The sequence below is a fragment of the Priestia sp. MDV22-iso46 genome, from assembly GCF_058629175.1.
The window spans coordinates 682,822-707,507 of the sequence record NZ_JBZVWT010000001.1 but is presented as its reverse complement, the minus strand read 5'-3'; the positions used below and the strand labels follow the sequence as shown (position 1 = coordinate 707,507).

The window sequence follows — 24,686 nt, the reverse complement described above, 5'->3', positions numbered from 1 at the left end:
AAATATCTTTTGCATGACGGTAAATAAAAATGACGACCCTATGAGGTAAGTAATGATTAGGTGAGGAGAGAAAATGATGAAAATTATTGGAGTTAGCCTGCTGCTATTTGGATCTGTGATCGCTCTTTCTGTAGGAATTGATCTTTTTCAAGGAACAAACGTACTGCAGGCACTATACAATGCTTTAAGCCCGTTTCGTGTAATGGAAGTGGCCGAATTATTTGTCCTTTTTTCTCTTTTGTTTTTCTTTTTCGCAGAGTCACTTTATCTTGTTTTAAAGAAGCGTCAACAAAAGCAATAGTAACTTGGTGCAAAGAGGTTTTTATATCTTCACTATCGAAACAAGCGTATAGAGAGATAGCTTTGAGATAGGGGAGAACCACATGAACATTGAGACTAAAAGATTACTAATACGCAAATTTAAATATGAAGATTGGCAAGATGTCTACGCATATACATCTGATGCTAATGTCATGAAGTATATACCAGAAGGTGTTTTTAGTAAGACTGATGCGAAGAAATTTTTAAATGAAAATATGAAAGAAAATGTTAAAAATTTTCCAGTTGTATTAAAAAACAAAAAAATTCTAATTGGTCATATCGTCTTTTTTAACTATTTTGGCAACCATACTTATGAAATTGGCTGGGTATTTAATTCTCTCTATCATCAGAAAGGATATGCTTCAGAAGCGGCAAAAGCAATAGTGGACTATGGCTTTAACACAATGAAACTGCATCGGATTATTGCTACTTGTCAACCTGAGAATACGTCTTCTTATCGTGTTATGGAGAAGATCGGGATGAGAAGAGAAGGGTATTTTAAAAAATGTATTCCAACTGAAAAAGGATGGTGGGATGAATATTATTACGCGATTTTAAAGGAAGAGTGGAAATGAGCTTTACTTTTACGGAATTGCATTTTCCGAGTTATAAAGACGAAAACAAGCCCAATTTTAAAAAAATGAGCAGAACAGCAAACCAAAACGTCTAGGCAGACATACAATAACCTATCCATGAGAAACACCCCATGTTTGAACCTTCTTTGTTTTAGCAACAGAAAATTACGTTGAAAGGGAGTGCTTGTATGTCTAATGCTGGATGTGGATTTGGTTCTGGTTTCGCTTTATTAGTTGTATTATTTATTCTATTAGTAATTATCGGATGTAGTTGTTATAGCGGTGGTTACGGTGGCGGCTACGGCTGCTAATTATATCACTGAATAGCCTAAAGGATACCCTTTAGGCTTTTTTATGTTCATTATAAAAAGCTGGAAGAGATGATTAATCGGCAGGCTCAGTATCAACATGTGATTCAATTTTTTTCTCTTTCTGCAATTGATTAATAGAAGCCCAAGGCACGCGGCGAGGCTTGTATTCAATCGCATCGGTAGAATAAACGGCTACGCTTACGACTCCGCCGTGCACCTGCGCTCGAATCAACAAAGGATCACTATACGTATTTTTAAAATGAAAGTCAGGTCCATACCAGCTCACGGTAGCATCTCGCCCAGGAGGTACGTAGGAAACACTGCGGCTATGTGAGTAACGCTGCGTAATTGTTACGCCAGCGTTATCGACGGCGTTAAATAAGGTAGAAGAAACTTGGCAAATTCCTCCTCCAACTCCTTCAGAATACTCTCCTTTTACAATGATTGGCGCACGCATATACCCTTTGGCTGCCGTTCTTTTTCCGACGGTTTGATTAAACGAGAAAACTTCCCCAGGAAATATGACGCTGCTGTCTAGTGATTCAGCCGCAAGGGAAATATTGTGAGAACGATTTTTATTATGAGGGTTAAATAACGTATGATAATGACCGATTTGCTTAATTCGAATCGTTGCAAGCAGCTCCTTATCCACGCGAGGCGGAACAGGAAGCGTCGGGATTTCTAATGTTGACGTACCGCCGTTAAAAAAATAAGTATAAAATTTCTTCGCAAAATCTTTATGATATAGTTTGACACCCGCTTGCTCAGGAACAATTTGTCCGCTTTTATCAATGCGGGCATTTATGGGCTCTCTATATGTTTTTTTATCCAATTCTTTTAGAAGAAGATTGTATCGATCAAGATCAACCATAGGTACAGGAAGAAGAGGCACGGCCACTTTGTCCCGTTCAATCCGTTCAATTGGGTTACCGTCATGAGTAATAGATAGGTGGTCTTGTGTAGAAAGAGGTTGAATGAGCATTAAAAGTCCAACCATCCAAGTGAAATTCATATCATATACCTCGCTTTCACCTGTTAGTATGAATAAAATGAACCGTTTAATGTATAAGATTCACAAGCTCTTTTTTGTATTATTTTCCATGAGCTTAGCGTGTAAAAATTTCTATTTATAATTGTATGTGTACTTTCGCATATTACATAGAGAAACTACAAGGTAATGAGGGTAGACAATGACAAAATTAATGATTTTAGTCTTTATGCTTATTAGTTTTTTTGTGCATCCCCAAAAGATGAAAGCAGAAGAAAACCTTACGTACTTTCCCGTAAGTGACACAGGAAAAGTATTAAAGTGGAAACGTGTAGAAAGCTTACTGCCAAAGGGGAAAAAATTTAAAGTGATCGATGTAGAAACTGGTTTTTACTTTTATGTGCAGCGAAGAGCAGGCTCACACCATGCAGATGTTCAGCCGCTTACACGCCAAGATACGAAAATAATGAAGCACTTATATAATGGGAAATGGAGCTGGAACCGAAGAGCTGTTCTCATTCCGTTTAAAGGTCAAATGCTTGCAGCTTCCATGAACGGAATGCCTCACGGAGCCGGTGCGCTTGACAATGGGTTCCCCGGTCATTTTTGCATTCATTTTGCAGGAAGTACGACTCACAAGTCTCAAAATGTGGATCCAGGTCATCAGTTAATGGTATTAAAAGCAGGAGGAAAGCTTGATGAATATGCATTAAAAGCTGAGCCGGCAGAAGTCGTAAATATGTTTTTAACAGGATTAAAGCAAGATGACGATGCCTTAATGCAGCCGGTTTTGCGCGTGAAGCAAGAGCATAAGCTATGGACAAAACTGCATAGTATCTCCACTATTTATTATAAAACGGACTTATTTCATGCAAAAAAGTATAGAACAAAAGAGAAAATCGCCGTAGATTGCCTTATTTATTACGAAGATAAAGGGGCTCAAAAGACCACGATGGTTTTTACTTTAAAAAGAAACCCGTTAACAAACGGGTGGGAAATTTCTTCACTTACATTGTAAGTACTGATTAATGCTTAAAAACACATCTGACAGAAAACAGATGTGTTTTTAAGCATTTGTTTAGTTCTTTAGTCCTTCGCAATGTTATAGTGTAAAAACGTGCTTACATACGATAGAAAAGAATAAAAAAGGGTATAAGTAATAATATTACTCTTTCTACAAAGAACTCTACAGCACGAAAGGAGAGGGTGTTTATTTTTTCATATTGGTTTAGCCGCTTAGTTGCTGCAGACCCTGGACGAAAAAGGCTCAAAACAGCTTCTAAAGCTACGATCAGCGTCATTACAGCGGTCGTTATTATGCTGATCGTATTAAAAGCAGCGGGAAGCTCACAAATTACCGCTGCTATTTTAGCAGGTGTAATCGGCCTGATGGGTATATTGGTCGTGAATGATGAAACAACAAACGCAAAAAAAGTGACAACAGGCTTAGTAGCACTTTCCAGCGCCGTTTCTCTCGGAATTGGCTCGTTTTTATCACGATATGGACAAGCAGAAAATATTTTTCTTGTTCTGTTGGTGTTTTTGTCTTTTTATTTACAGAAATTTGGTATTCGCTATTTTTCCCTGTCGATGGTAGCATTTATGTCGTTTTATTTTGCTTCTATTTTACACGTCACATTTTCTCAGCTGCCGTGGCTGTTAGCTGGCGTTGTAGTAGGAGCCTGCTGTGCATTTATCTATAATTTTGTTATCTTTAAAGACCGGCCTGCCAACGTGCTGAGGTCTTCAATGAAATCATTTCATATTCAAGTGAATTTGGTGCTTGATTTAATTATTGAGTTAATTCAAAAGAAACAAATTGAACCGGCTCAAATCAAACAATATAACCGCAATATTAAAAAACTAGCAGAGTATGCCCGTGTAGCATCAGAAGAGCTTGGGAATACAGATCCCCACGACATATGGCCTGGCGTAACAGCTGAACAGATGCGCCTTTATGTATTTGATACAGTTATGCTGCTTCAGACATATTCCCCGGCGATTCGAAAGCTCAGTGAATTAAAAGCATTTAATCATTTTGACATTCAGCAGCTGCTGTTAAAGCTAGTGGAATCGATTCGCGAAGCAGAAGTATTAAATGAAAATCCTACTCATTCCTTAACGGATGCAGCTCAGCATCTGCAAGAGCTGCGCCAAAAATTAAGTGAACTCGAACCTCAAGATAAAAGGTATAAAGACTGGCTTTACTTAATCCGCCGTATCGAAACGATATCAAATCACGTGATTGATGAAGCCTATGAGCTGCAGCAAGCAATTGTGAAACAAGAAAAACAGCCTCAAAAAGAAGCGGAAGAAAAAGAAGGCGAAGAGGACAATGATGAAGAAAAAGGATTAAAACCATCTACGAAAAAGTCTATTCAAGCGGTCATCACCGCTGTTGCCACGTTAATATTTGGCTCTTTTTTATCTCCATCGCATCAATATTGGGCGCTGTTAGCAGGCTATCTAGTGCTTCTTGGTACAGAAACGATAGGAAGTACGTTTGTAAAAGCCGTGCAGCGAAGCGTAGGAACGCTTTTAGGAGCAGCTGTTGGCTTTGTTGTCGCAAGCTTTGTCTCACCCGGGATACTTGAAATAACGCTGCTTTTTATCTGTGTGTTTATGGCTTTTTATTTCTTTCCTATTACGTATTCGTTTATGAGCTTTTGGATTACGATGATGCTCGCCTTTATGTATGACATGCTTCTTGGGGGGATTTCAGAGAGTTTATTACTAGCTCGCGTATTAGATACAGTTGTAGGAGTTGGAATTGGTTTAGCCGTATCTGCTCTTGTGTTTCCTAAAAGAACAAGAGATAAAATAACCGACACCTCAGTAGAATACGTAGCGGCTTTAAAAGAATTTGTTCACACTTATTTGCATCGTTTTACGAAGCAGTATGCGTTGGCCAATTTAGCTGATAAAGGAATGGAATTAGAAAAAAAGCTAAAACAGCTTCATGTCGATTCAGATCCTATTATCAAAGGTTTCGTTGGCCGTTCACGTCTTCAGCAATTTTTGACCGTCTTTACCGCCATTAATTATTACGCCAAGCATTTGGTAGCTTCTTCTACTAGAAACGAGGCTTTTTATAAGGAAGCAGAATTTCATGGCGTAGTAAAGGAAGTGGAAGAGAAAGTAGCAAGCAACTTCACTCAGCTTGAAAAAGCGTTACGAGGAGAAAGAGGAACGTATGTATACACGCTTGAAGATGTAAGACAAAAGATTGAACAATCTTTAGATTATTTTGATACGTCCGTTCAATCAAGAAATTTACAGCATCTTCAGCTGCTGCATAACATTTATTACGTATGGAAAATCAATCAATCGGTTGTTCACTTAGCCAAAGAGCTAGGGGCAGAAGAAATAAGTAGTGAAGACTAAAAACCAGCGAATATTTCGCTGATTTTTAGTCTGATGAATAAGGAGACGTATCTTTTCTAATCGTTCTCCACGTTGTTTTAAGACCGGCATAGCTGCCAATTGCAGCGTATCCATAAAAATATCCCATAAACAAGCCGGCAATAATATGATGAGGATGACTGATAAATACTGAAAAAAGCACGCCAACAGCTAAAGCAATAGTCGGAACATATTGCTTTTTAGGATGGAAAAGCCATTTGATCAGCTGCGTCACGATTAATACGATAGGAACGCCAATGACTGCGTCCCAAAAATTTGTATGAATTGTAGGGAAATCCATATTCAAGCACCTCGTTAAATGTGTTAGATGTAAGGTTATCTATGCTGCTTACCTTAAAACACTTCAGTTAGTTATGAGGTGCTCCAGGTGAATAATAATAAGGTGGAATTTTAAGCCAGCCTTTTTGCTGCATCAGACTTTTCACTTTTGATCCTAATATGACCTTTTCAGTGTGGAATTTTAGCCACATCAATCCAATATCGGTTCTAATAGACTGTCCCATATTTGTGCTGCACATGACGATATTAGAGGCAACTTTTACAGATATTAAGTTAGCGATTTCAGAATCCGTTGCTTTTGCTCCTAATGGAATGCTGTTAGGGTCGGATTTGGGCTTGGTAGCCGGTATTTCAGGAAGCAGGATTCCTTCTTTAACCATTAATTTCTTTAGGGTATCAATCTGAGATTCAGCCAGGTTTTTTGAGTCTTGAATAAGCTTAAGCAGTTCACTGTTGGTTGTTGTATTAAGACAGGTTTCTAAGGCAGGTACTTCTTCCGCTAAAGCAGTGAAATATAACCAGCATCCCATAGCCTCACCAATATGTGGGGGAGGGGGCGAATCATCTGTAGAAGAGTTCTTTATATAATCAAGTAGTGTCTCAATGACGTTAATCATAACTTTTCACCCTTTATATAGTTTATCCATCTCCATTATTACCTTCAGCAGAAAAGGATAAACACAGCTAAGAAATGTTACATATAAAATTGATTATGATGAGTGGAAGAAAAAGCATCTCACGCAGCCATTTATAATGATGACAGTACATTTACTGTCACCACATCTAAAGGTATAAAAATTGCGGCAATGCGTACTAAATATGTTAGGGCTAGAACATGAAGTAAATAGAAAAAAATCTCCTTGCTCATTAAGGAGATTTTTTTATCAGATGTGTTATATCGTTTTTCTCCGATGCTCTCTCCATAAAGAAGTTAATTCCTCTGACCAATATTTATAATCAAATACCGTTATATTTTTGCTAGGCATAAAAACATTCAACAGCCAATTAACCCTTAATTTGTCTCTGACGCCTATCGTTTTATCGTTTTTACAGCAGCCTTCATCACAGGGTTTATCGTGTATCTTGTAAGGAATATTTTTAACGACTAATCCATTTTTCACACGTTTTGTGTACTCAATTCCTATAATCAATATATCACTCCTCACAGTAGCTCTTATCTTCATAATCATATGTATGAATGACTTCTTTAATGAAAGGGTAAAAGGGAGGAAGACAAAAATAAAAAAGCCCTGCTGTAGGGCTTTTAGATTAAGCAACTTTTGATGCAACGACGATGACTTTACCGTGATCTAATTCTTCTTCATAGCGTTCAGCTTCCGGCTGTGATAATCCTAATGAACGCATCTTGGCACGAAGCTCGTCTCCTCGAGAACGAAATACATTCGCAATCGCATCAAAAACACCTTGTTCAGAAAGACCGATGTTGTTTGTATTTGTTGCAGCTGTTAAATCCTCGGAGCGATCTTGATGGTGTGCAAGTAAATAAACTTCGTCTTTTGTAAATCCTTCACGCAAAAATTGTTCAATTGTATCTTTTGCCTGTACGCCATTTTCAACTACTTTTACATTTACCATTTCAAAAAACCTCCTTGTATGATAGACAACTTTCTTGAATACGTTGAGTAATGAAGAGAAGCTTAAGTAACTTATCTCCTTGTTTTGTGTATACACGTTATTGGAAGAGATAAAACCTATTTCATGAAATTGAGTTAAAAAGCCTAATATAGAAGAACAAGGAAAAACGCTTTTATTTTTAAGGAGAATCTGGTGAAGGGTAAGCGGGAAGAAGCTTTAGTTAGCCTTTTTCCTGCATCGTTTTTTTTTGACCTTTTAAGGTACAGTACAAACTGCAAAAAGCCTGGATCTTAAACAGCTAAGATCCAGGCTTTTTGCATACATGAGAAATTTAAGATGAAAGACGTTCTTTTTGTTTTTCATAAACAGAAGTAGACTCGTTCCATGTATATCGACCATCTTGTAATTGAATGGTTGCGCTGAATGGACAGTCTATTGACGTTTCTGCGTCATCTAAACTACTTTCAAGTAAACTTTTTTTAAATCGAAGCAAATCTTCTTTTGAAGCAACTCGAAAAACCATTTCTAACGTAAGATCATCGTCCATTGCATTGTGTAATTGACTAATACTTTTGCGGAATTCTTTATTATATTGGAGCATAATTTTAATATCTGCTACGCAAGCAACACCAAACACATCTTTCACAACAGACTCAACCGTTAACTGAGTTGTGGAAGCATATGTTGAAATATTACGCTGTGGATTTTCTAAATAATAAATCGTTTCTACAGGATGTCTCGTGATAAGCACCTCTTTCCTATTCTTAAGTATACAGGAAAAAAGAATGGAATGGGGAAAGATTTTTAGGAAAGGAGTCCTGACATACATAAAAAGACTGTTTGTAAACTGTTTGTAATAGGAAAGAGAGTTATAAATTGAGGGCTTTTCGCTTATCATTTTTGCTATAACCTTAAATCAACGAATTCTGTGCAACTTCTTTTAAGATTTGGTAAAATAAAACCCTACGTTTTAATTCCTTCCGATAGATCCCTCAACTACTATTTCTACTTATTTTAAAGGAGGACGCTATTTTGCAGTTTGAACAAGCTTTAACACATTTACAGTCCTATTTTGGCTATGATTCGTTTCGAAAAGGACAGGAAGAGTCGATTCGTTATGTTTTAGAAGGGCACAATACCGCTTGTATTATGCCAACAGGAGGAGGAAAATCACTTTGTTATCAAATTCCTTCATTATTATTAGAAGGTACAACACTGGTGATTTCTCCGTTGATTTCCTTGATGAAAGACCAAGTGGACACGCTGAATGCAGCTGGTATTCCGGCCACGTATATTAACAGCTCGCTGACTCACACGGAGGTACAGCAGCGCTTAGAAGAAGTCGCACTTGGCGAATATAAGTTGCTTTATGTAGCGCCGGAACGACTGGAGTCTCCGCAGTTTTTAGAGCAGCTTCAAATGCTTCCTATCCCGCTTGTAGCGGTAGATGAAGCGCACTGTATTTCACAGTGGGGTCATGATTTTAGACCGAGTTACTTACGCATCAACGAACTGATCAGCAAGCTGTCTAACGCTCCGATTGTGATGGGGCTGACGGCTACGGCGACGCCTCAAGTGCGTGAAGATATTTGTCGAGCTCTTCATATTAATGAAGAGTACACGGTGATGACGGGATTTGAACGTGAAAATTTATCGTTCGCTGTGGTAAAAGGCCAGGATCGAATCAGCTATATCGAGCAGTATATCCGTAAAAATGACCAAGAAGCAGGAATCATTTATGCCGCTACGCGTAAAGATGTTGAAGAGCTTCATGCTAGATTACAAAAGTCAGGAGTTAATGTATCAAAATACCATGCTGGTATGAATGGGAACAGCCGTGACGAAGAGCAGAACCGCTTTCTGCAAGATGATGTGCAGGTGATGGTGGCTACCTCTGCCTTCGGAATGGGGATTGACAAATCAAATATTCGCTTTGTTCTTCACTATCAGCTTCCGAAAAATATGGAAAGCTATTATCAAGAAGCAGGACGTGCTGGTCGTGACGGACTTCCAAGTGAGTGTATCGTCCTTTATTCTCCTCAAGATATTCGCGTGCAGCGCTTTTTGATTGAACAGTCAACGTCAAATCCTAAAAAGCAGATTCAAGATCTTGAAAAGCTGCAAAATATGGTGAACTACTGTCATACAGAAGGCTGCTTGCAAGCGTATATTCTTCATTATTTTGGAGAAAGTGAAGCGCATGAGTGCGGCCGCTGCAGCAACTGTACGGATGATCGTGTGGAAATAGACGTAACAGTCGATACGCAAAAAGTATTATCTTGTATGATTCGTATGGGCGAACGTTTCGGTAAAATGATGATTGCTCAAGTATTAACGGGTTCACGAAATAAAAAAGTAGTTGATTTTGGTTTTGACAAGCTGAAAACGTACGGCGTCATGAGCGACCGGTCGGCTAAAGAAGTGAGCGATTTTATTGAGTATTTGATTTCAGAGCAGTTTATTTTAGTAGGACAAGGATCATTTCCTACTTTATCAGTAGCAGCGAAAGGAAAAGGTGTGCTTCTCGGCACGGAAAAAGTGATGAGAAAAGAACAAATGGAAGTGAAGCAAATTGTCCAAGACGACGAGCTGTTTGCTCATTTGCGTTCCGTTCGAAAGCAGCTGGCAGACGAAGCGGGCGTGCCTCCTTTTGTTATTTTCTCAGACGATACTCTTCATGATATGTGCGCAAAACTTCCGGTAACTCTTGAACAGTTCGCCACTGTAAAAGGAGTCGGAGAACAAAAACAAGAGCGATACGGAGAACGATTCACGACTGAAATCAAACAGTTTTGTGAGAAACATCCAGATCGAAAGCGAGAAGTATCTTCCTCTGCTCCGAAAAAAGCAAGAGCTTCATCAAAAGAAGGCTCTCACTTAATGACGTATGAGCTATTTCAGCAAGGGAAATCGTTAGATGAAATTGCTGCAGAACGTGAATTGAGCCGCATTACCATTGAAAATCATTTGTTTAAATGCGCAGAAGAAGAAAAAGAAATTGACTGGTCACCTTTTCTTTCAGAGGAGGACGAACAGCTTATTTTAGAAGCTGCTTTCTCAGTAGGCGATGAAAAGTTAAAACCAATCAAAGAAGAATTACCTGAAAACATTACCTATTTTATGATTAAAGTAGCGCTGTTTAAACAAAAAATGAAGCAGCTGTCTTAAACAAAAAGCTCCTATTTAAGGAGCTTTTTTATGTTGAATAAGGGAGTTTACTGATAAAATAGAAGATATAAATATTTGAAAAATCAGATTAAATAAAAAGGAGTACTGCACTGAGATGATTGAACGAGAGCTTGAAGCTATTTTGCATGCTTCTAACGACAATATCGTTATCACTGATGAAAAAGGGTGTATTTTACGGGCGAGTCAAAACTGCCGTGATATATACGGGTATGACGTGCCAGAGTTGGTCGGACAAACAGTATACGAATTGCAAGACCGCGGGATATTTTCACCTTCCGTTACGATTGAAGTGTTAAAGAAAAAGAAAGAAGTACAGCTGATGCAAAAAACAGAAACGGGTAAAGTTGTAATGGCAACCGGTATTCCCGTGTATGATGAATATCAGTGTATGAAAAGAGTAATTAGCTTTTCACATGATTTAACAGAGCTTCAGCGCTTAAAAGAAGATTATCAGCAGCTCGAAGTGAAAATGAAAACATATCAGCTAGAAATGGAAGAGCTTCGGGAACAGCAGTCAAATGAAATGGTCATACGAAGTCAAGCGATGAAAAAGGTATGGTCCATTATTAGTCGCGTGGCAGACAGCGATGCAACGGTTGTGTTGCTAGGTGAATCGGGTGTTGGTAAAACGGCTTTTGCGCGTGCTTTACATTATGGAAGTGAACGAAAAGAAGAGCCGTTTATTGAAATCAACTGCGGAGCCATTCCAGCTAGTTTGTTTGAATCTGAAATGTTTGGATACGAAGCAGGATCTTTTACAGGTGCAAGTACAAAAGGGAAAATAGGAAAGGTTGAATTAGCTCATAACGGCACGCTTTTTTTAGATGAAATAGGAGAGCTGCCTCTTGATATGCAAGTGAAGCTGTTAAAAGTGCTGCAAGAAAAAACAGTCACCAAAATTGGAAGTGAACGAGCCAAATACGTAAACTTCAGGCTGATTGTAGCAACAAATCAGCCGCTTGAGGAAATGGTCAAAAAAGGAACATTTCGCGAAGATTTATTTTATCGGTTACACGTTATTCCGATTACTATTCCTCCGCTTCGCGAGCGAAAAGAAGACATCGCGGCACTGCTTTATCATGTGTTACATAAACAAAATGAAAAATATAAAATGAAGAAATTTTTTCATGCAGAAGCATTAGATATATTGGTTGAACATCCGTGGCCCGGAAATGTGCGCGAGCTAGAAAATACAATTGAACGCCTTGTATTAACAACGGATGAAAACAGCATCTCGCCTAAAGACCTGCCGTTTTATACAGAAAAGATCAAAAGTGATAAAGAAGAATGGGAGACTCTTGATACGTTAACCTCTCAGGGAATGACCCTTCAGCAAGCGCTTGCAGAAGTGGAGAAAAACTGGCTGATTCGTGCTTATCGACAGTGTCAAACAACGTATGAAATGGCAAATGCATTAGGAATTAGTCAGCCTACGGTTGTAAGACGTTTACGAAAGTACAATATTAAATAAAGAAAATTTAATTCAAAATGAATTAACTGATTCCGTACTGAATCAGTTTTTTTGTTTTGATTCTATTATGAATTAAAAATCGTCCATAATTGCACGAAATAAGACGATAAAAATTGGCATGCATTTTGCATTAATAAAAAGTATCTAAATAAAAAGCGTCAGTATCTAACATGTTGACACGGCGCTAATGAATGAAACCCATTAGGAGGAATAAATCATGCCAAAATATCAGCCGAAAAATTCATTTGAATCTCCGCGTTTTTGCGGACCTCGAACATTTATGAGACTTCCGTATGTAGAACAAGTAAATTCGGAAATGGATTTTATTGTCACGGGTATTCCGTTTGATTCAGGTCAATCTTTTCGAACAGGAGCACGTTTTGGACCGGAAGCTATTCGAGATTTCTCCATTTTGCTTCGCCCGTATAACCCGGAACAAAAGATTAATATTTTTGATTACATTTCAGGCGTTGACTACGGCGATTTGTCAGTTGTTCCGGGATATATTTTAGAAACATATAAAAAAATTGAAGAAGGGTTAACGCCGGTTGTGAATGAAGGAATTATTCCTATTTCACTAGGCGGTGATCATTCGATGACGCTCGGCGAACTTCGTGCCATCGCGAAAAAGCACGGGCCGGTAGCGCTTTTACAGTTTGATGCTCATTCTGATACGTGGGATAGTTATTTTGAACAAAAATACAATCACGGTACGGTATTTAGACGAGCAATTGAAGAAGGGTTAATAGACGTATCGCGATCGATTCAAATCGGTATGCGAGGCGGTCTGTACGGAATTGAAGATTTAGAAGATGCAAAGAACTTAGGTCTAGCTCTGTATACGACAAATGAATATAAAAAACTGGGCGTTGAAAGAATGCTAGATATTATTCATGAGCGTGTAGGAGAAGGACCCGTATTTTTATCGTTTGACATTGACTTTTTAGATCCAGTTTACGCGCCGGGAACAGGAACGCCTGAAGTATCGGGTGCAAGTATTGACGATGCGCTTCAATTCGTTCGTGGGTTAACAAATATTGATTTTGTCGGGTTTGATTTAGTAGAAGTACTGCCAGCTTATGACCATGGACAAATTACAGCAGCAGCGGCCGCTAATATTGTTTATGAATTTATCACGCTTATCGCGTTAAGAAAAAAAGCAAAAGAAGAAGAAGCGCTGTTAATGAAAGCGCGCGACTGAATATAAAGAAGATGGTAAAAGTGGGAAGGTACTATTATCTTCCCACTTTTATATAAGAGTTCTCTATAGGGAGTGTTGGACTATGAACGGGCAAGTAAATGTAACAGTAGATAAAAAGCGAGCAAAACCATGTAAAAGAGAAATATTCAATCCAGCGACCAATAAGATCATAGCGGAAGTGTTTGATTCCTCGCTTCAACAAGTAGAGGAAGCGGTAGGTAAAGCGAAACAGGCTTTTGAACAGAGTGAATGGAAGAAAAATAAGTCACTGCGTGTAGAGGTGCTTACGAAACTAGCAAATTTATTAGAAAATGAAGCGAGTATATTCGCTGAAACAGAAACATTAAATACAGGCAAACCGATAAAAGAAGCGCAGTTAGATATTGAAGATACGATTAATTGTTTAAGATATTACGCAAATTTAATAGAAGAAAATCAGCCGTGGACAAAAGACATGTTCGACGATACAAACAGTAAAATCATTCAAGAACCTATTGGCGTATGCGCGCTAATCGTTCCTTGGAATTTCCCTTTGCTGCTTGGCATGTGGAAGCTGGCTCCTGCATTAGCAGCTGGAAACACGGTGGTGTTTAAGCCGTCAGAATTAACGCCACTTTCTTTTTTAAAGTTAGCTTCATTATGTGAAAAAGCTGGTATACCAGAAGGCGTGTTTAATTTACTTACAGGAGACGGTGAAGTGGGAAGTGCACTGGTTGAACACAAAGACGTAGCCAAAGTCTCTTTTACAGGAGGATCAGAAACAGGCAAACGTATTTATCAGCAGTGCGCAAAAGAGATGAAAAGAGTTTCGCTTGAACTGGGAGGGAAATCTCCGCTTCTTATTTTTGAAGACAGTGAAATTGATATTGCAGTAGACTGGACAATGTTTGGCTCATTTTTTAACCAAGGACAAGTGTGTGTAGCTTCATCTCGTATACTCGTACATGAATCTATTTATAAGCCGTTTCTTTCTGCTCTTATGGAGGCTGTTGCTGCTATAAAAATTGGTAACCCCTTAAGAGAAGAAACGGAGATGGGTCCGGTTATTAGCACGGAGCATCTGAACAAAATACAGGATTTTATCAAGTTAGGTCAAGAAGAAGGCGCGAATTTATTAACAGGAGGAACGTTAATTGACTGCGAAGGTGGAAACTATATAAAGCCGGCTGTGCTCGTCGATGTGGAGCAGCATATGAAAGTCGTACAAGAAGAAATATTCGGTCCCGTCATTACCGTTCAATCTTTTTCAAGTGAAGAAGAAGCCATAGTACTTGCCAACGGCACGAGATTTGGTTTAGCTGCAGGAATTTTAACGAATGATTTAATGAAAGCAGAGCGAGTTGCTGAACATCTTCAAGCGGGAACGATTTGGATCAACGGCTACCATACGCCTCATATTGAAACGGCGTGGGGCGGTTTTAAAGAAAGCGGCATTGGGCGGGAGTTAGGTCCATCAGGATTAGCTGCTTTTACTGAAACAAAACATGTGAATACAAATTCCAAGCTAGCTCGAGCCAATTGGTATCAATAAAAGTGAAAGGTGGAAAAGGAATGACAACAAAAAGTGGTCTCGCCCATGATGATGTGCAGCCGATTGCAACGAATAAAAGAAGTATGGGCTTCTTCTCTACATTTTCCATGTGGATAGGAGCCAATGTGGTAGTAACGACCGTTTTTACCGGAATGCTGTTTGTACCCGATATGACCTTTTTAAAGGCATTATTTATTATTGTGCTTGGCTCTTTAGTTGGTGCCATACCGCTCGTGTTGATGGGGAATATCGGAACTCGAACCGGTCTTCCAACCATGGTTTTGATGAGACCAGCTTTTGGGCAAAGAGGAGCTATGCTTCCTGCTGCTGTTAATCTTATTACATTAATCGGCTGGGCCTGGATTCAAGCCTACATGGCAGGGCTAAGTTTAAATCATGCCGTTACCTTTTTGACAGGTTACAGCAATATCAATCTATTTACAATTCTTACTCAAGTGTTGGTAGTAGCTATTTCTATATACGGACATAAAGGCATTGAAGCAACGGAAAAATTAGTAGCTACGCTTATGGTCATTTTAGCAACCGTTGTGTTTAGCTATTTGTTTATCGAATTTGATGCAGCAAAATTAATTCAAATGAAAGCAAGCGAAAATCCTGGTATTACAGGAATGTTAGCTTTTGATATTGTAGTAGCTACAGCTTTTACGTGGATTCCCATTGTTTGCGATTATAACCGAAACTGTAAATCTGAAAAAACGGGCATTGCGGGAACTTATTTAGGGTATAACGTCGCAACTCTAATTGCGATGGGGTTAGGGGCAACGGTTTCTGGCTTTTCAATTCTCGGAAATATGACGCAAACGTATGACCCGGTAAATTTAATTGGTGCATATAGCCCGCTGTTAGGGTTAGTAGCTGCCATCGTAATTTTTTTATCGGTGCTGTCAACCAACGTAATGGTATTGTATAGCGCGACAATGTCTTATTTATCTATTTTTCCAAAGCAGAGGTTCTGGATACCGGCACTAACCATGGGAGTTGTCACAGTTCTAGGTTCTTTATTAAAAGAGTGGTTAATGACAAATTTTCAAAGCTTTTTGCTTATGATCGGCGTATTATTTATTCCTATTATTGCGATTGTTCTTGTTGATTATTATATCATTTGCCGAAAACACTATGACGTTTCAGCTATTTTAGAAAAAGAAAATAAACTATACTGGTATATAAAAGGCTTTAATCTTCGTGTGTATGTATCTTACATAGTGGGGGCTGTATTTGCCTACTATTTTACGTACGTTCACCCGCTAGCCACAGGCGCAACAATCTTAGCTTTTTTATTTACAGGTGTTTTGCATGTATTGTTAACCAAACTTTCGCAGCTCTCAATCCCTTACTCAAAGGGAATCGACAGAAATGCTTAATATAATTTTAAATAGACTGAATTATCAAAAATAATCAAAAAGCTCCTATTTAAAGGAGCTTTTTGTGTTAAAAATAGCTAAGAAATAAGCAAAAGCAGGAAGAAGAGAGGTTCTTGATCTAGCTAAAAATAAAGTAATAACATGTATTTGATTCTGTCAGGGGTCTTTCCTATAATAAATGTAGGAAAACTTTCCAAAGGAGAATTTTATGCTCGAATTAGAGACTATTCAAAGCAGTGCCATTGAAAAAACTAAACATACATTACTACAGGATATAAAAAACGTAATAGGTGAACAAGACGAATGTCCGGATTTTGAGACTTATTTAACAGACAGGCACTCTTTTATTAAAAAGGCCTGGGGGACTACGTGGAGAAAAGCAGTTGTTTCTTCTGTATCTAAAAAAAGCAGAAAGTCATATTTAACAGAGAAAGGCTTCGAGGTGAAAGGGTATAAACCTCAAGCTATAGATAAGTTATTTGCTAAAGAAACGAGAAAAGGTATAGAGTTTAATGCTTTTTCTTGGCTAGAAGAGCAATACGGAAAGGGCAATAAAGCGGAGTGGCTATCTCTATACGGAGAAGCAAGAGCTGAATTTGCCGAAAAAGAAGAAGAAAGAAAAGAGAAGGAACGACAGCAAAGTATTAATGATCGAAAAGCTAGATATCAATTACAGTTAAACTTAGAAGCAGCTCCTATTTTGGAAGTAAACAAAGGGCTGTATTACCTACATATAAGAGAACAGCTTTCCCATCAGCTGTCAAAAGACATTAAAACAAACTCAAAGTATATTGAAAACTATGCGCCGCATACTGAGCTTGAAGATGAATTAATAGCAAACGGCGATTTAACACGTCATGATTATGAAACGGTTAATGACTTTTTTCAAGAGCTCACCGGCGGCGTAAGCTCAGAATTAGACAGATATTCAACGATTATCTTGTTTGAAACGTATGAAGATGTATACGAGGTATTTATCACCGATAAGATTTATGAAATTATTCCAACTATGATTATGGATGACCTTCCTGCTTCATTTAAAGAAGAATATAAATCTTATACAAATGCTTCGGTAACACGAATGGATATTATAAAAGCACTTAGAAGTGATTTATCGGATTTGGTCTATGAATATAAAAAAATGCTTGTAGAAGAAAAGCTTTCTGATGTACTAGAAATTTCAGATCACAACTTGACGATTGAAGAGCATCAAGAGAGATATCAACAGCAACTGGAAGAAAGACGATTACAACAAGAACGTGAACGTGAGGAAAAGAAAAAGCTTATCGAAGAAGAACAGCGACAGTTAAATTATATTTTTGGTGCAGAATACGAAATGGACCCAAGAAAAGAAACGGAATACATCCTTCATCTCGGTGATACAAACACAGGAAAAACGTATACGGCATTAAAATCATTAAAAAAAGCTGCTTCGGGTAGTTACTTAGCGCCGCTTCGCCTGTTAGCTTTAGAAGTTTTTGAAAAGCTGAACAAAGACAGAGTCCCTTGTTCGTTAAAAACAGGTGAAGAAGAAAAGATTGTTGAAGACGCTCAGCATATGGCCGGTACCGTAGAGATGTTTAGTGAATTAGAACATGGCGATGTAACCGTAATTGATGAAGCACAAATGATTCAAGACAGAGACCGAGGGTTTTCATGGTATAAAGCCATCACTCGAGCTAATGCCAAACAAGTTCATGTTATCGGGAGTTTAAGCATTCGAAGTATGTTAGAAGAGATGTTAGACGGTGTGATCTCAGAAATTCATGAGTACGAAAGAGATATACCTTTAAAAGTAGATCTTCGAAGGTTCAAAATTGAACAAGTAAAACCCGCAGATGCTTTAATTGTTTTCTCGCGTAAGAAAGTGCTCCAGACAGCAGCTAAGCTAGAAAAAGATGGTCACAAAGTTAGCGTGATTTATGGAAGTATGCCGCCTGAAACGAGAAGAAAACAAATTGAGCAGTTCATTAATAGAGAAACAAATGTCATTGTGTCTACAGATGCAATTGGAATGGGGTTAAATCTTCCAATTAGACGAATTGTCCTTTTAGAAAACATGAAGTTTGACGGACAAAAGAGGAGATTGTTGACTTCTCAAGAGTTAAAGCAGATTGCAGGTCGTGCTGGAAGGAAGGGTCTCTATAATGTAGGAGAAGTTGCATTCGCTAAAGATGCAAAGCAAATGAGAGAACTGTTAGTTTCAACAGACGAGCAAATCAGTAAATTTTCAATTGCGCCTACTTCAGATATGCTAAGAAGATTTAAAGAATATCATCATGACCTCGGAACGTTTTTTGACATGTGGGCTAAATTTAAAAATCCAAAAGGTACACAAAAATCAAATCTGGCACAAGAACGTGAGCTTTATGAGGAAGTGAAAGACACGCTGATTGAGGCGAAAATGCCCATTGTTGATTTATACGGCTATTTGCAACTGCCGTTTTCAGCAAAAGAAAGCTCCTTGAAAAAGCAGTGGGTTGCCAGCATGAATGCGATTGTTAACAGAGAAGAGTTACCCGAACCAAGGATGATAGAAGGTTCACTGGAAAAATTAGAGCTGTCTTATAAAGCAATTGGCCTGCATCTTTTATTTTTATATCGAATGGACAGAAGGCCAGAGGCTATTTACTGGGAGCGTGTACGAGAAGAGCTTACAGATAAAATCCATAACGTATTAAGAAAAGATATGAAAAAATTTAAAAGAACATGCAGTACATGTTCTAAAGACCTTCCTTGGAATCATGATCATGCGATATGCGATTCGTGTTTTCATAAAAGATTCCGCAGAAGGTATGGAGACGACGATTTTAATTAATAAGATGTAGTGATAAAAAAGAGGCTTGTATAAACGTATGTTAGTTGAAGGAAGAGGCTGGGACAAAAGTATTTTAGCCGAAGTGAAAAACGAACCATTGATCAACATGTTTGATTAGTGATTCGTTTTTTTATTATGGTGAACGTAGGTTTCATCTGTTTCGTTTCTTCTAGCAGTTGATTAGAGGGCAAGGCTAAGGCTCGTGCGGGAAAAGCATAAGTGGCGAGGAGGCTCAGCGGCCGCCCGCGGAAAGCGAAGCCTTGCATGGAAATCAACTGCGGTGTACCAAGCGGTTCAGCTCATGCATCCCATTTACTCGTCTTTAGATTGGATTCATTTCTTTATGTCTCAACCTTATTTTTCGGATAGGATTTTTATCTTTTTCCTATGAATGTCTGCGTCAAAGCAGATTTTTGTAGAAAAAAATCGGAAATGTATAAGCGGTCATCTTGTAAAAAGAGCAATAAATTATTATCATATAGAGTGGAACTGATATTTTAAAGAGTTCCGTGATTTTTTTGTTAGGCGGACGTGTTTTGTATTAGAGTAAGTTTGCTATCATTCGTTATGTTAAAAGCAGCACTTTTAAATAGAGATACGGTTCGTAATAGAAGGGAAGAGGATGATGACAAGTCATAACAAAGAAAACAAAGCTGCAGCCGAGCAGTACAGTAAAGGGAAGATTTTGTGGCAATTAACCCGTCCTCATACGCTAACAGCATCGTTTGTACCGGTTTTAATTGGAACAGTTCTAGCCATGTTTTATGGCCATGTGAACGTTTGGATGTTTCTTGCGATGCTTTTTTCATGTTTGTGGATTCAAATTGCGACGAACTTATTTAACGAGTACTATGATTTTAAACGCGGGTTAGACACAGAAGACTCCGTAGGTATCGGAGGAGCCATCGTCAGACACGGCATGAAACCGAAAACGGTATTAAATTTAGCACTGATTTCTTATGGAATTGCTCTTATTTTAGGTGTATATATATGTGCAAACAGCAGCTGGTGGCTTGCTTTAGTTGGATTAGTAGGTATGGCGATTGGTTATTTGTATACGGGCGGACCGCTTCCGATTGCGTATACGCCGTTTGGAGAATTATTTTCAGGTCTTTGCATGGGCGCCATGTTCGTATTGATTTCATTTTTTATTCAAACTAATACCGTAACGTCTGAAAGCATCTTTGTATCACTTCCGATTGCGATTTTAGTAGGTGCGATTAATTTGTCTAACAACATTCGTGATATAGAAGAAGATACAAAAGGCGGACGACGTACGCTAGCCATTTTATTAGGTTCTAAAAATGCGATTAGATTTTTAGCTGCTTTGTTTGGCGTTGCGTATATTTGGACCGTTGCATTAGTGGTATTCTTCGATATTAGCCCTTGGATTTTCTTAGTGTTTCTTAGTGCACCTAAGCCAATTCAAGCCGTACAAGCATTTGTACGCGGAGAGCTTATTGCGATGAAAGCAACCGCTCAAACAAATACGTTTTTTGGATTTACTTTATCAATTGGCTTATTAATTGGCTATTTAGTAAGCTGATTGAGTGGAAAAAGCCTGTCTTTTTAAAGACAGGCTTTTTGTTATGCTTCAGTTATTTTTTCTTTTACTGCGCTAATAAATGCGTTCATATTTTCAGAAGATGAAAAGCTGGCTTGGGCTTGTTTTGGTCCGCCGCCGCCTTTTCCATCGTAAAGCGGAAGCAGCTCTTTATAAAGCTCTCCGCATTTGACCCCACTGCCGCTGTGAGCCAGCAAAACTTTTTGATCACTTGAAAAAGAAAAAAGAAGCGTCGTATCAGGTGTTTGAAGAAGCTGCTTTGTCAAGGCTTGCACATCTTTTAGTGTGCGGTTTTCAAAGTGATGGTACAGAAATGAACCTTCTTTTTTGCTTTCTAATTCACTTGCTAAATAAGCTGCATTTTCATTTTTTAATTCTTCTAGTTGTTTTTGCAGCTCTTTTTGTTCAGTCTCCAATTTTTTAATGCGTTCTACAACTAATTCACGGCTTGTGCTGAATTTATTGCTAAGTTCTGCTACGATTTCTTGAGACTGCTGATAATCAGCTAATGCACGCATACCGCATTTAAAAAAGAGGCGTGTATTGCCGCGCTGCTTTTCTGTTTTCGTAAGTTTAATAAGGCCAAGCTCTCCAATTTGGTTTACATGAGTACCGCAGCAGGCAGAAACATCAATGCCTTCAATTTCCACGATGCGTACCACTTCGTCTTCTAGATCGGGCACTTTGCGAAGCGCAAGAGTATGTAACTCTTCTTTCTTCACTTCGTACGTTTTAATGTGACGGTTGCTGTGAATAGCGTCATTTACAACTTTCTCAATGTGTAATAACTGCTCATGAGATAATTGAGGTACATTCAGATCGATAGAGACTGCTTCGTTACCTAAATGAAAGCTAACGGTGTGAATATCATATGTATCGATTAATAGAGCCGAAAGTAAGTGTTGTCCGCTATGCTGCTGCATGTGATCAAAGCGGCGATGCCAGTTAATTTCACATGTGACGTTCGTTTGTGCAGGGAGCGTATTGACGATATGATATACTTCTCCATTTTCTTCATACACATCTTTCACGTCGATTCCGGCAATATTACCGTAGTCAGACGGCTGTCCGCCGCCTTCTGGATAAAAAGCGGTTTGTTTTAACGTTAATGCGTAGCCATTTGAAAGAGAGCGCGTCTCTATCACTTCAGTTTCCCACGTTTTTATGTAGGGGTTGCTATAATAAAGTCTTTCTGTCATGTTCATCATCCTTTCTAATAAAACCATATCTAACTTTTTCTATAGTATCAGAAATATGTTTCTTCGAACATGGATAAGCTAACTTGTAACAATAAAACTGGGTGGGACATATGAAAAATACTGTTTATATTTATACGCGGGATTTAAAAAGAATTTTCACCAATTGGGCGATGATTATCATTGTGCTGACGCTTATGATTCTGCCGTCTTTTTACGCATGGTTTAATATAAAAGCATCTTGGGACCCATACGGGCGGACTGAAGGTATTGCCATTGCAGTAACGAGCGAAGATGAAGGTTCTACCATAAGAGGGCAGCACGTAAATGTGGGAAAAGATATTATTGCAACGTTAAAAAAAAATAAAACGCTTGGATGGACGTTTGTCTCCAAAGAAAAAGCTGATCACGGAGTAAAGCACGGAGACTATTATGCAAGTATTGTTATTCCAAAAGATTTTTCACAAAAGCTTGGTACCGTTCTTCAAGATCGTTTGGAAAAACCGGTCATTATTTACAAAGTGAACGAAAAAATAAACGCAGTGGCGCCTAAAATTACAAGTAAAGGAGCCAGCAGTTTAACACAACAGATCAGTGAAAAATTCGTCAAAACAGCGAATGGAGCTATTTTTTCAGTGTTTAACGAACTAGGTATTACACTGCAGCGGGATTTGCCGACCATTCAACAAGTTGAACAGCGGATTTTTGAACTTGAAAATCGTCTTCCTGAAATCAAAAAAGTAATTAATGAAGCGAATGACACCACTCAAAAAGCTGGAGCTATTGTATCAAAAGCTCAGGCCGCTCTTCCTGAAGTAGAGAGACTAACAGCTGACGGCGCACAGATGACTCAGCAGCTAAACACTTTTTTAACTAAAAGCGATGAAGTTTTAAAAAACGCTGAACCAACGATCAACGAAACGCTGCATCGGGTTCAGCAACGAGCCCTCCGGGTTCAAGAATTGAAGAATCAGCTGATGGAAAAAGATATAAAATCGGCTGAAGTCAACGCAGCATCGGAACAGCTAAAAGGGCAGTTAACAAAACAAATTGCTGACACAGGAGAGATTCTTACGCTTCTTACAGATTTAAATGCGTTATCTCAACAAAAAGTTCTTTCACCTGTTATTTATGACGTAAAAGATGTAAATACGCTTTTACAGCAGCAGCTTTCGGATGTAAACAGCCTGCAGCAACAAACAAAGAATGGTGATGTTCCAAATCAAAGCGTACTTGATAGGTTCAGCTCTCACACCGATCAAGCTGTTTCTAGATTAAATGCGTTAACGAATTCATATTCTTCTACGATTGTGCCTGCTGTTGAACAAGCAATCAAAGAAGCGAAAGATAAAACGGCAAGCGCAAACTCACTGCTTGATGAAGCCAATAAAAGCATACCGGATGTTTCTAACGTCCTGTCTAAAACAGCCAGTGGCATCTTGCTTGGGCAGCAGGAGCTTGGGAAAATAGCAAAAGACTTTCCGCGAATTGAACAAAACGTGCACAATATAGCGGATAAAATACGAGAATTTCAGCAAAAAGAAAATATTGAAGATATTATTAATTTGCTAAAGAATGATGTGCAAAAAGAAAGTGACTTTTTTGCTAAGCCGGTTCTTTTAAAAGAAGAAAGACTTTACCCGATTCCGAACTACGGCTCAGCTATGTCGCCGTTTTATACAACGCTTTGCTTGTGGGTCGGAGCTTTGCTGTTAGTTTCGATTTTAAGCGTAGAAGTAGCGGATGAAGAGCGATTCAAAAGCTATGAGGTCTATCTTGGAAGACTTTTAACGTTTTTGTCTATTGCTCTAGTGCAAGCTTTTATTGTGACGCTAGGGGATTTATTTTTAATCAAAACGTATGTCGTAGATAAAGTACCTTTTATCTTTTTAGGCTTGCTGTGCAGCTTCGTATTTATGACGATTGTATATACGCTTGTTGCGATATTTGGCAATGCAGGAAAAGCAATGGCGATTGTTTTACTTGTGCTTCAGCTTTCCGCTGCAGGCGGTACATTTCCGATTCAAGTCGTGCCTGCTTTTTTTCAAGCAATCAATCCATTTTTACCATTTACGTATGCAATAAGCATGATGAGAGAAGTTGTAGGAGGCATGTTAGCGGATATTGTCAGAAAAGACGTTACGGTGCTTCTTTGCATTTGGCTAGGCGTGCTGCTCGTTGGCATTTTTCTTCATAAGCCTCTTAGTAAAACGAGTGCAAAATTAACAAAAAAAGCGCGTGAAAGTAAATTAATTCATTAAAAAAACGTTTTGGGTTTCCAGACAGAACAAAATGCGGTAGTGTAGATATAAAGGAGTGATCAGCATGGGTATATTAGATGGACTATTAGGAAATGCATCAGAAGCAGATATAAGAGGAACTGAAAAAGACTTACAAAATATCTTAATTGCCAACGAGCGAGTGGAACAAGCGTATAAAGTCATTCGCGATTTAATGGTGTTTACGACGAAACGCTTAATTATCGTTGATAAGCAAGGAGTGACGGGAAAGAAAACAGATTATCATTCCATTCCTTATAAGACGATTACCCATTTTAGCGTAGAAACGGCTGGAACATTTGATTTAGATGCGGAATTAAATATTTGGGTATCGGGTTCTAGTGCACCGATTTCAAAAGAATTTCGTAAAGATAAAAACATTTACGACGTGCAAAAAGTATTAGCATCTTATGTGTTAGATTAAAAAAGTTGAGCCATGAAAAACTGGCTCAACTTTTTTAATGTGTGTAAAACGAGAAAGTATAACAGTCTTGCATACAGTCGTTTGAAAATACTCAGGCTGTTGTCCATTCCTATTTTCACTTTACTCATTACCGAAATG

22 protein-coding genes are annotated in these 24,686 nt (G+C 38.5%); 15 read left to right on the top strand and 7 right to left on the bottom strand.

The features are described 5' to 3' along the window. The first annotated feature begins 76 nt into the window (after positions 1–76). The 3 genes from AC4NPH_RS03705 (at position 77) to AC4NPH_RS03695 (ending at position 1,207) form a co-directional block, all read left to right on the top strand. Positions 77–301 (top strand): YczF family membrane protein, encoded by a 225-nt coding sequence (locus AC4NPH_RS03705; protein WP_029321624.1) that lies wholly within the window; start codon positions 77–79, stop codon positions 299–301. Between the two features lie 82 nt (positions 302–383). Further along, a complete protein-coding gene (locus AC4NPH_RS03700) occupies positions 384–896 on the top strand; it encodes a GNAT family N-acetyltransferase (RefSeq protein ID WP_013056947.1) in 513 nt (170 codons plus the stop codon). A 188-nt stretch (positions 897–1,084) separates the two neighbouring features. After that, a complete protein-coding gene (locus AC4NPH_RS03695) occupies positions 1,085–1,207 on the top strand; it encodes a YjcZ family sporulation protein (protein WP_013056948.1) in 123 nt (40 codons plus the stop codon). A 73-nt stretch (positions 1,208–1,280) separates the two neighbouring features. Here the strand turns inward: AC4NPH_RS03695 and AC4NPH_RS03690 are convergent, their stop codons facing one another. Continuing rightward, positions 1,281–2,219 (bottom strand): VanW family protein, encoded by a 939-nt coding sequence (locus tag AC4NPH_RS03690; protein WP_029321627.1) that lies wholly within the window; start codon positions 2,217–2,219, stop codon positions 1,281–1,283. A 178-nt stretch (positions 2,220–2,397) separates the two neighbouring features. On the opposite strand from AC4NPH_RS03690, the gene AC4NPH_RS03685 reads away from it, so the two are divergent. Together AC4NPH_RS03685 and AC4NPH_RS03680 are read left to right on the top strand one after the other, a co-directional pair. Then, the gene (locus AC4NPH_RS03685; RefSeq protein WP_013056950.1) at positions 2,398–3,213 is read left to right on the top strand and encodes a hypothetical protein; all 816 of its coding nucleotides are present in this window, start codon (positions 2,398–2,400) and stop codon (positions 3,211–3,213) included. Between the two features lie 188 nt (positions 3,214–3,401). After that, positions 3,402–5,579, top strand: coding sequence for an FUSC family protein (locus AC4NPH_RS03680; protein WP_097812441.1), 2,178 nt, complete (start codon positions 3,402–3,404; stop codon positions 5,577–5,579). A gap of 25 nt (positions 5,580–5,604) precedes the next feature. Here the strand turns inward: AC4NPH_RS03680 and AC4NPH_RS03675 are convergent, their stop codons facing one another. The 5 genes from AC4NPH_RS03675 to AC4NPH_RS03655 all read right to left on the bottom strand — a co-directional run bounded on the left by AC4NPH_RS03675 (position 5,605) and on the right by AC4NPH_RS03655 (position 8,244). After that, a complete protein-coding gene (locus tag AC4NPH_RS03675) occupies positions 5,605–5,898 on the bottom strand; it encodes a hypothetical protein (protein WP_013056952.1) in 294 nt (97 codons plus the stop codon). Between the two features lie 67 nt (positions 5,899–5,965). Beyond that, positions 5,966–6,514, bottom strand: coding sequence for a DUF3231 family protein (locus AC4NPH_RS03670; RefSeq protein WP_097812442.1), 549 nt, complete (start codon positions 6,512–6,514; stop codon positions 5,966–5,968). A 276-nt stretch (positions 6,515–6,790) separates the two neighbouring features. After that, on the bottom strand, positions 6,791–7,048 hold the full coding sequence (locus AC4NPH_RS03665) for a hypothetical protein (RefSeq protein ID WP_029321637.1): 258 nt from the start codon (positions 7,046–7,048) through the stop codon (positions 6,791–6,793). A 118-nt stretch (positions 7,049–7,166) separates the two neighbouring features. Then, entirely contained in the window at positions 7,167–7,493 is a 327-nt protein-coding gene (locus AC4NPH_RS03660; RefSeq protein ID WP_013056955.1) for a YflT domain-containing protein, read from the bottom strand. Between the two features lie 331 nt (positions 7,494–7,824). Continuing rightward, positions 7,825–8,244, bottom strand: a complete 420-nt coding sequence (locus AC4NPH_RS03655) for a hypothetical protein (protein WP_013056956.1) — start codon at positions 8,242–8,244, stop codon at positions 7,825–7,827. Positions 8,245–8,525: 281 nt separating this feature from the next. Here AC4NPH_RS03655 and recQ point away from each other — a divergent pair, with 281 nt between their 5' ends. The 8 genes from recQ to AC4NPH_RS03615 all read left to right on the top strand — a co-directional run bounded on the left by recQ (position 8,526) and on the right by AC4NPH_RS03615 (position 20,631). Further along, entirely contained in the window at positions 8,526–10,661 is a 2,136-nt protein-coding gene (gene recQ, locus AC4NPH_RS03650; RefSeq protein ID WP_098314910.1) for a DNA helicase RecQ, read from the top strand. A gap of 115 nt (positions 10,662–10,776) precedes the next feature. After that, entirely contained in the window at positions 10,777–12,153 is a 1,377-nt protein-coding gene (locus tag AC4NPH_RS03645; protein ID WP_013056958.1) for a sigma-54 interaction domain-containing protein, read from the top strand. Positions 12,154–12,370: 217 nt separating this feature from the next. Next, positions 12,371–13,354: an agmatinase gene (gene speB / locus AC4NPH_RS03640; protein ID WP_098196455.1), complete on the top strand. Its 984-nt coding sequence runs from the start codon at positions 12,371–12,373 to the stop codon at positions 13,352–13,354. Between the two features lie 82 nt (positions 13,355–13,436). Continuing rightward, positions 13,437–14,885, top strand: a complete 1,449-nt coding sequence (locus AC4NPH_RS03635) for an aldehyde dehydrogenase family protein (protein ID WP_098314912.1) — start codon at positions 13,437–13,439, stop codon at positions 14,883–14,885. A 20-nt stretch (positions 14,886–14,905) separates the two neighbouring features. Further along, the gene (locus AC4NPH_RS03630) at positions 14,906–16,267 is read left to right on the top strand and encodes a purine-cytosine permease family protein (protein ID WP_098196457.1); all 1,362 of its coding nucleotides are present in this window, start codon (positions 14,906–14,908) and stop codon (positions 16,265–16,267) included. A 208-nt stretch (positions 16,268–16,475) separates the two neighbouring features. Continuing rightward, positions 16,476–19,085 (top strand): helicase-related protein, encoded by a 2,610-nt coding sequence (locus AC4NPH_RS03625; RefSeq protein ID WP_098563201.1) that lies wholly within the window; start codon positions 16,476–16,478, stop codon positions 19,083–19,085. Positions 19,086–19,287: 202 nt separating this feature from the next. Further along, positions 19,288–19,476, top strand: coding sequence for a hypothetical protein (locus AC4NPH_RS03620; protein ID WP_098196459.1), 189 nt, complete (start codon positions 19,288–19,290; stop codon positions 19,474–19,476). A gap of 234 nt (positions 19,477–19,710) precedes the next feature. After that, positions 19,711–20,631, top strand: a complete 921-nt coding sequence (locus AC4NPH_RS03615) for a 1,4-dihydroxy-2-naphthoate polyprenyltransferase (protein ID WP_098315057.1) — start codon at positions 19,711–19,713, stop codon at positions 20,629–20,631. A gap of 41 nt (positions 20,632–20,672) precedes the next feature. Here the strand turns inward: AC4NPH_RS03615 and AC4NPH_RS03610 are convergent, their stop codons facing one another. After that, positions 20,673–21,848: an alanyl-tRNA editing protein gene (locus AC4NPH_RS03610; protein ID WP_098314914.1), complete on the bottom strand. Its 1,176-nt coding sequence runs from the start codon at positions 21,846–21,848 to the stop codon at positions 20,673–20,675. A 110-nt stretch (positions 21,849–21,958) separates the two neighbouring features. On the opposite strand from AC4NPH_RS03610, the gene AC4NPH_RS03605 reads away from it, so the two are divergent. Together AC4NPH_RS03605 and AC4NPH_RS03600 are read left to right on the top strand one after the other, a co-directional pair. Next, the gene (locus tag AC4NPH_RS03605; protein ID WP_491938565.1) at positions 21,959–24,106 is read left to right on the top strand and encodes a YhgE/Pip domain-containing protein; all 2,148 of its coding nucleotides are present in this window, start codon (positions 21,959–21,961) and stop codon (positions 24,104–24,106) included. A 64-nt stretch (positions 24,107–24,170) separates the two neighbouring features. Beyond that, complete coding sequence (locus AC4NPH_RS03600) at positions 24,171–24,548, top strand: PH domain-containing protein (protein WP_013056966.1); 378 nt, start codon at positions 24,171–24,173, stop codon at positions 24,546–24,548. Positions 24,549–24,686: the final 138 nt, after the last annotated feature.

Coding starts and splice junctions, on each gene's coding strand:
- AC4NPH_RS03705 (WP_029321624.1), top strand. CDS start 77: ATGAAAATTATTGGAGTTAGCCTGCTGCTATTTGGATCTGTGATCGCT.
- AC4NPH_RS03700 (WP_013056947.1), top strand. CDS start 384: ATGAACATTGAGACTAAAAGATTACTAATACGCAAATTTAAATATGAA.
- AC4NPH_RS03695 (WP_013056948.1), top strand. CDS start 1,085: ATGTCTAATGCTGGATGTGGATTTGGTTCTGGTTTCGCTTTATTAGTT.
- AC4NPH_RS03690 (WP_029321627.1), bottom strand. CDS start 2,219: ATGAATTTCACTTGGATGGTTGGACTTTTAATGCTCATTCAACCTCTT.
- AC4NPH_RS03685 (WP_013056950.1), top strand. CDS start 2,398: ATGACAAAATTAATGATTTTAGTCTTTATGCTTATTAGTTTTTTTGTG.
- AC4NPH_RS03675 (WP_013056952.1), bottom strand. CDS start 5,898: ATGGATTTCCCTACAATTCATACAAATTTTTGGGACGCAGTCATTGGC.
- AC4NPH_RS03670 (WP_097812442.1), bottom strand. CDS start 6,514: ATGATTAACGTCATTGAGACACTACTTGATTATATAAAGAACTCTTCT.
- AC4NPH_RS03660 (WP_013056955.1), bottom strand. CDS start 7,493: ATGGTAAATGTAAAAGTAGTTGAAAATGGCGTACAGGCAAAAGATACA.
- AC4NPH_RS03645 (WP_013056958.1), top strand. CDS start 10,777: ATGATTGAACGAGAGCTTGAAGCTATTTTGCATGCTTCTAACGACAAT.
- speB (WP_098196455.1), top strand. CDS start 12,371: ATGCCAAAATATCAGCCGAAAAATTCATTTGAATCTCCGCGTTTTTGC.
- AC4NPH_RS03635 (WP_098314912.1), top strand. CDS start 13,437: ATGAACGGGCAAGTAAATGTAACAGTAGATAAAAAGCGAGCAAAACCA.
- AC4NPH_RS03630 (WP_098196457.1), top strand. CDS start 14,906: ATGACAACAAAAAGTGGTCTCGCCCATGATGATGTGCAGCCGATTGCA.
- AC4NPH_RS03625 (WP_098563201.1), top strand. CDS start 16,476: ATGCTCGAATTAGAGACTATTCAAAGCAGTGCCATTGAAAAAACTAAA.
- AC4NPH_RS03615 (WP_098315057.1), top strand. CDS start 19,711: ATGACAAGTCATAACAAAGAAAACAAAGCTGCAGCCGAGCAGTACAGT.
- AC4NPH_RS03610 (WP_098314914.1), bottom strand. CDS start 21,848: ATGACAGAAAGACTTTATTATAGCAACCCCTACATAAAAACGTGGGAA.
- AC4NPH_RS03605 (WP_491938565.1), top strand. CDS start 21,959: ATGAAAAATACTGTTTATATTTATACGCGGGATTTAAAAAGAATTTTC.
- AC4NPH_RS03600 (WP_013056966.1), top strand. CDS start 24,171: ATGGGTATATTAGATGGACTATTAGGAAATGCATCAGAAGCAGATATA.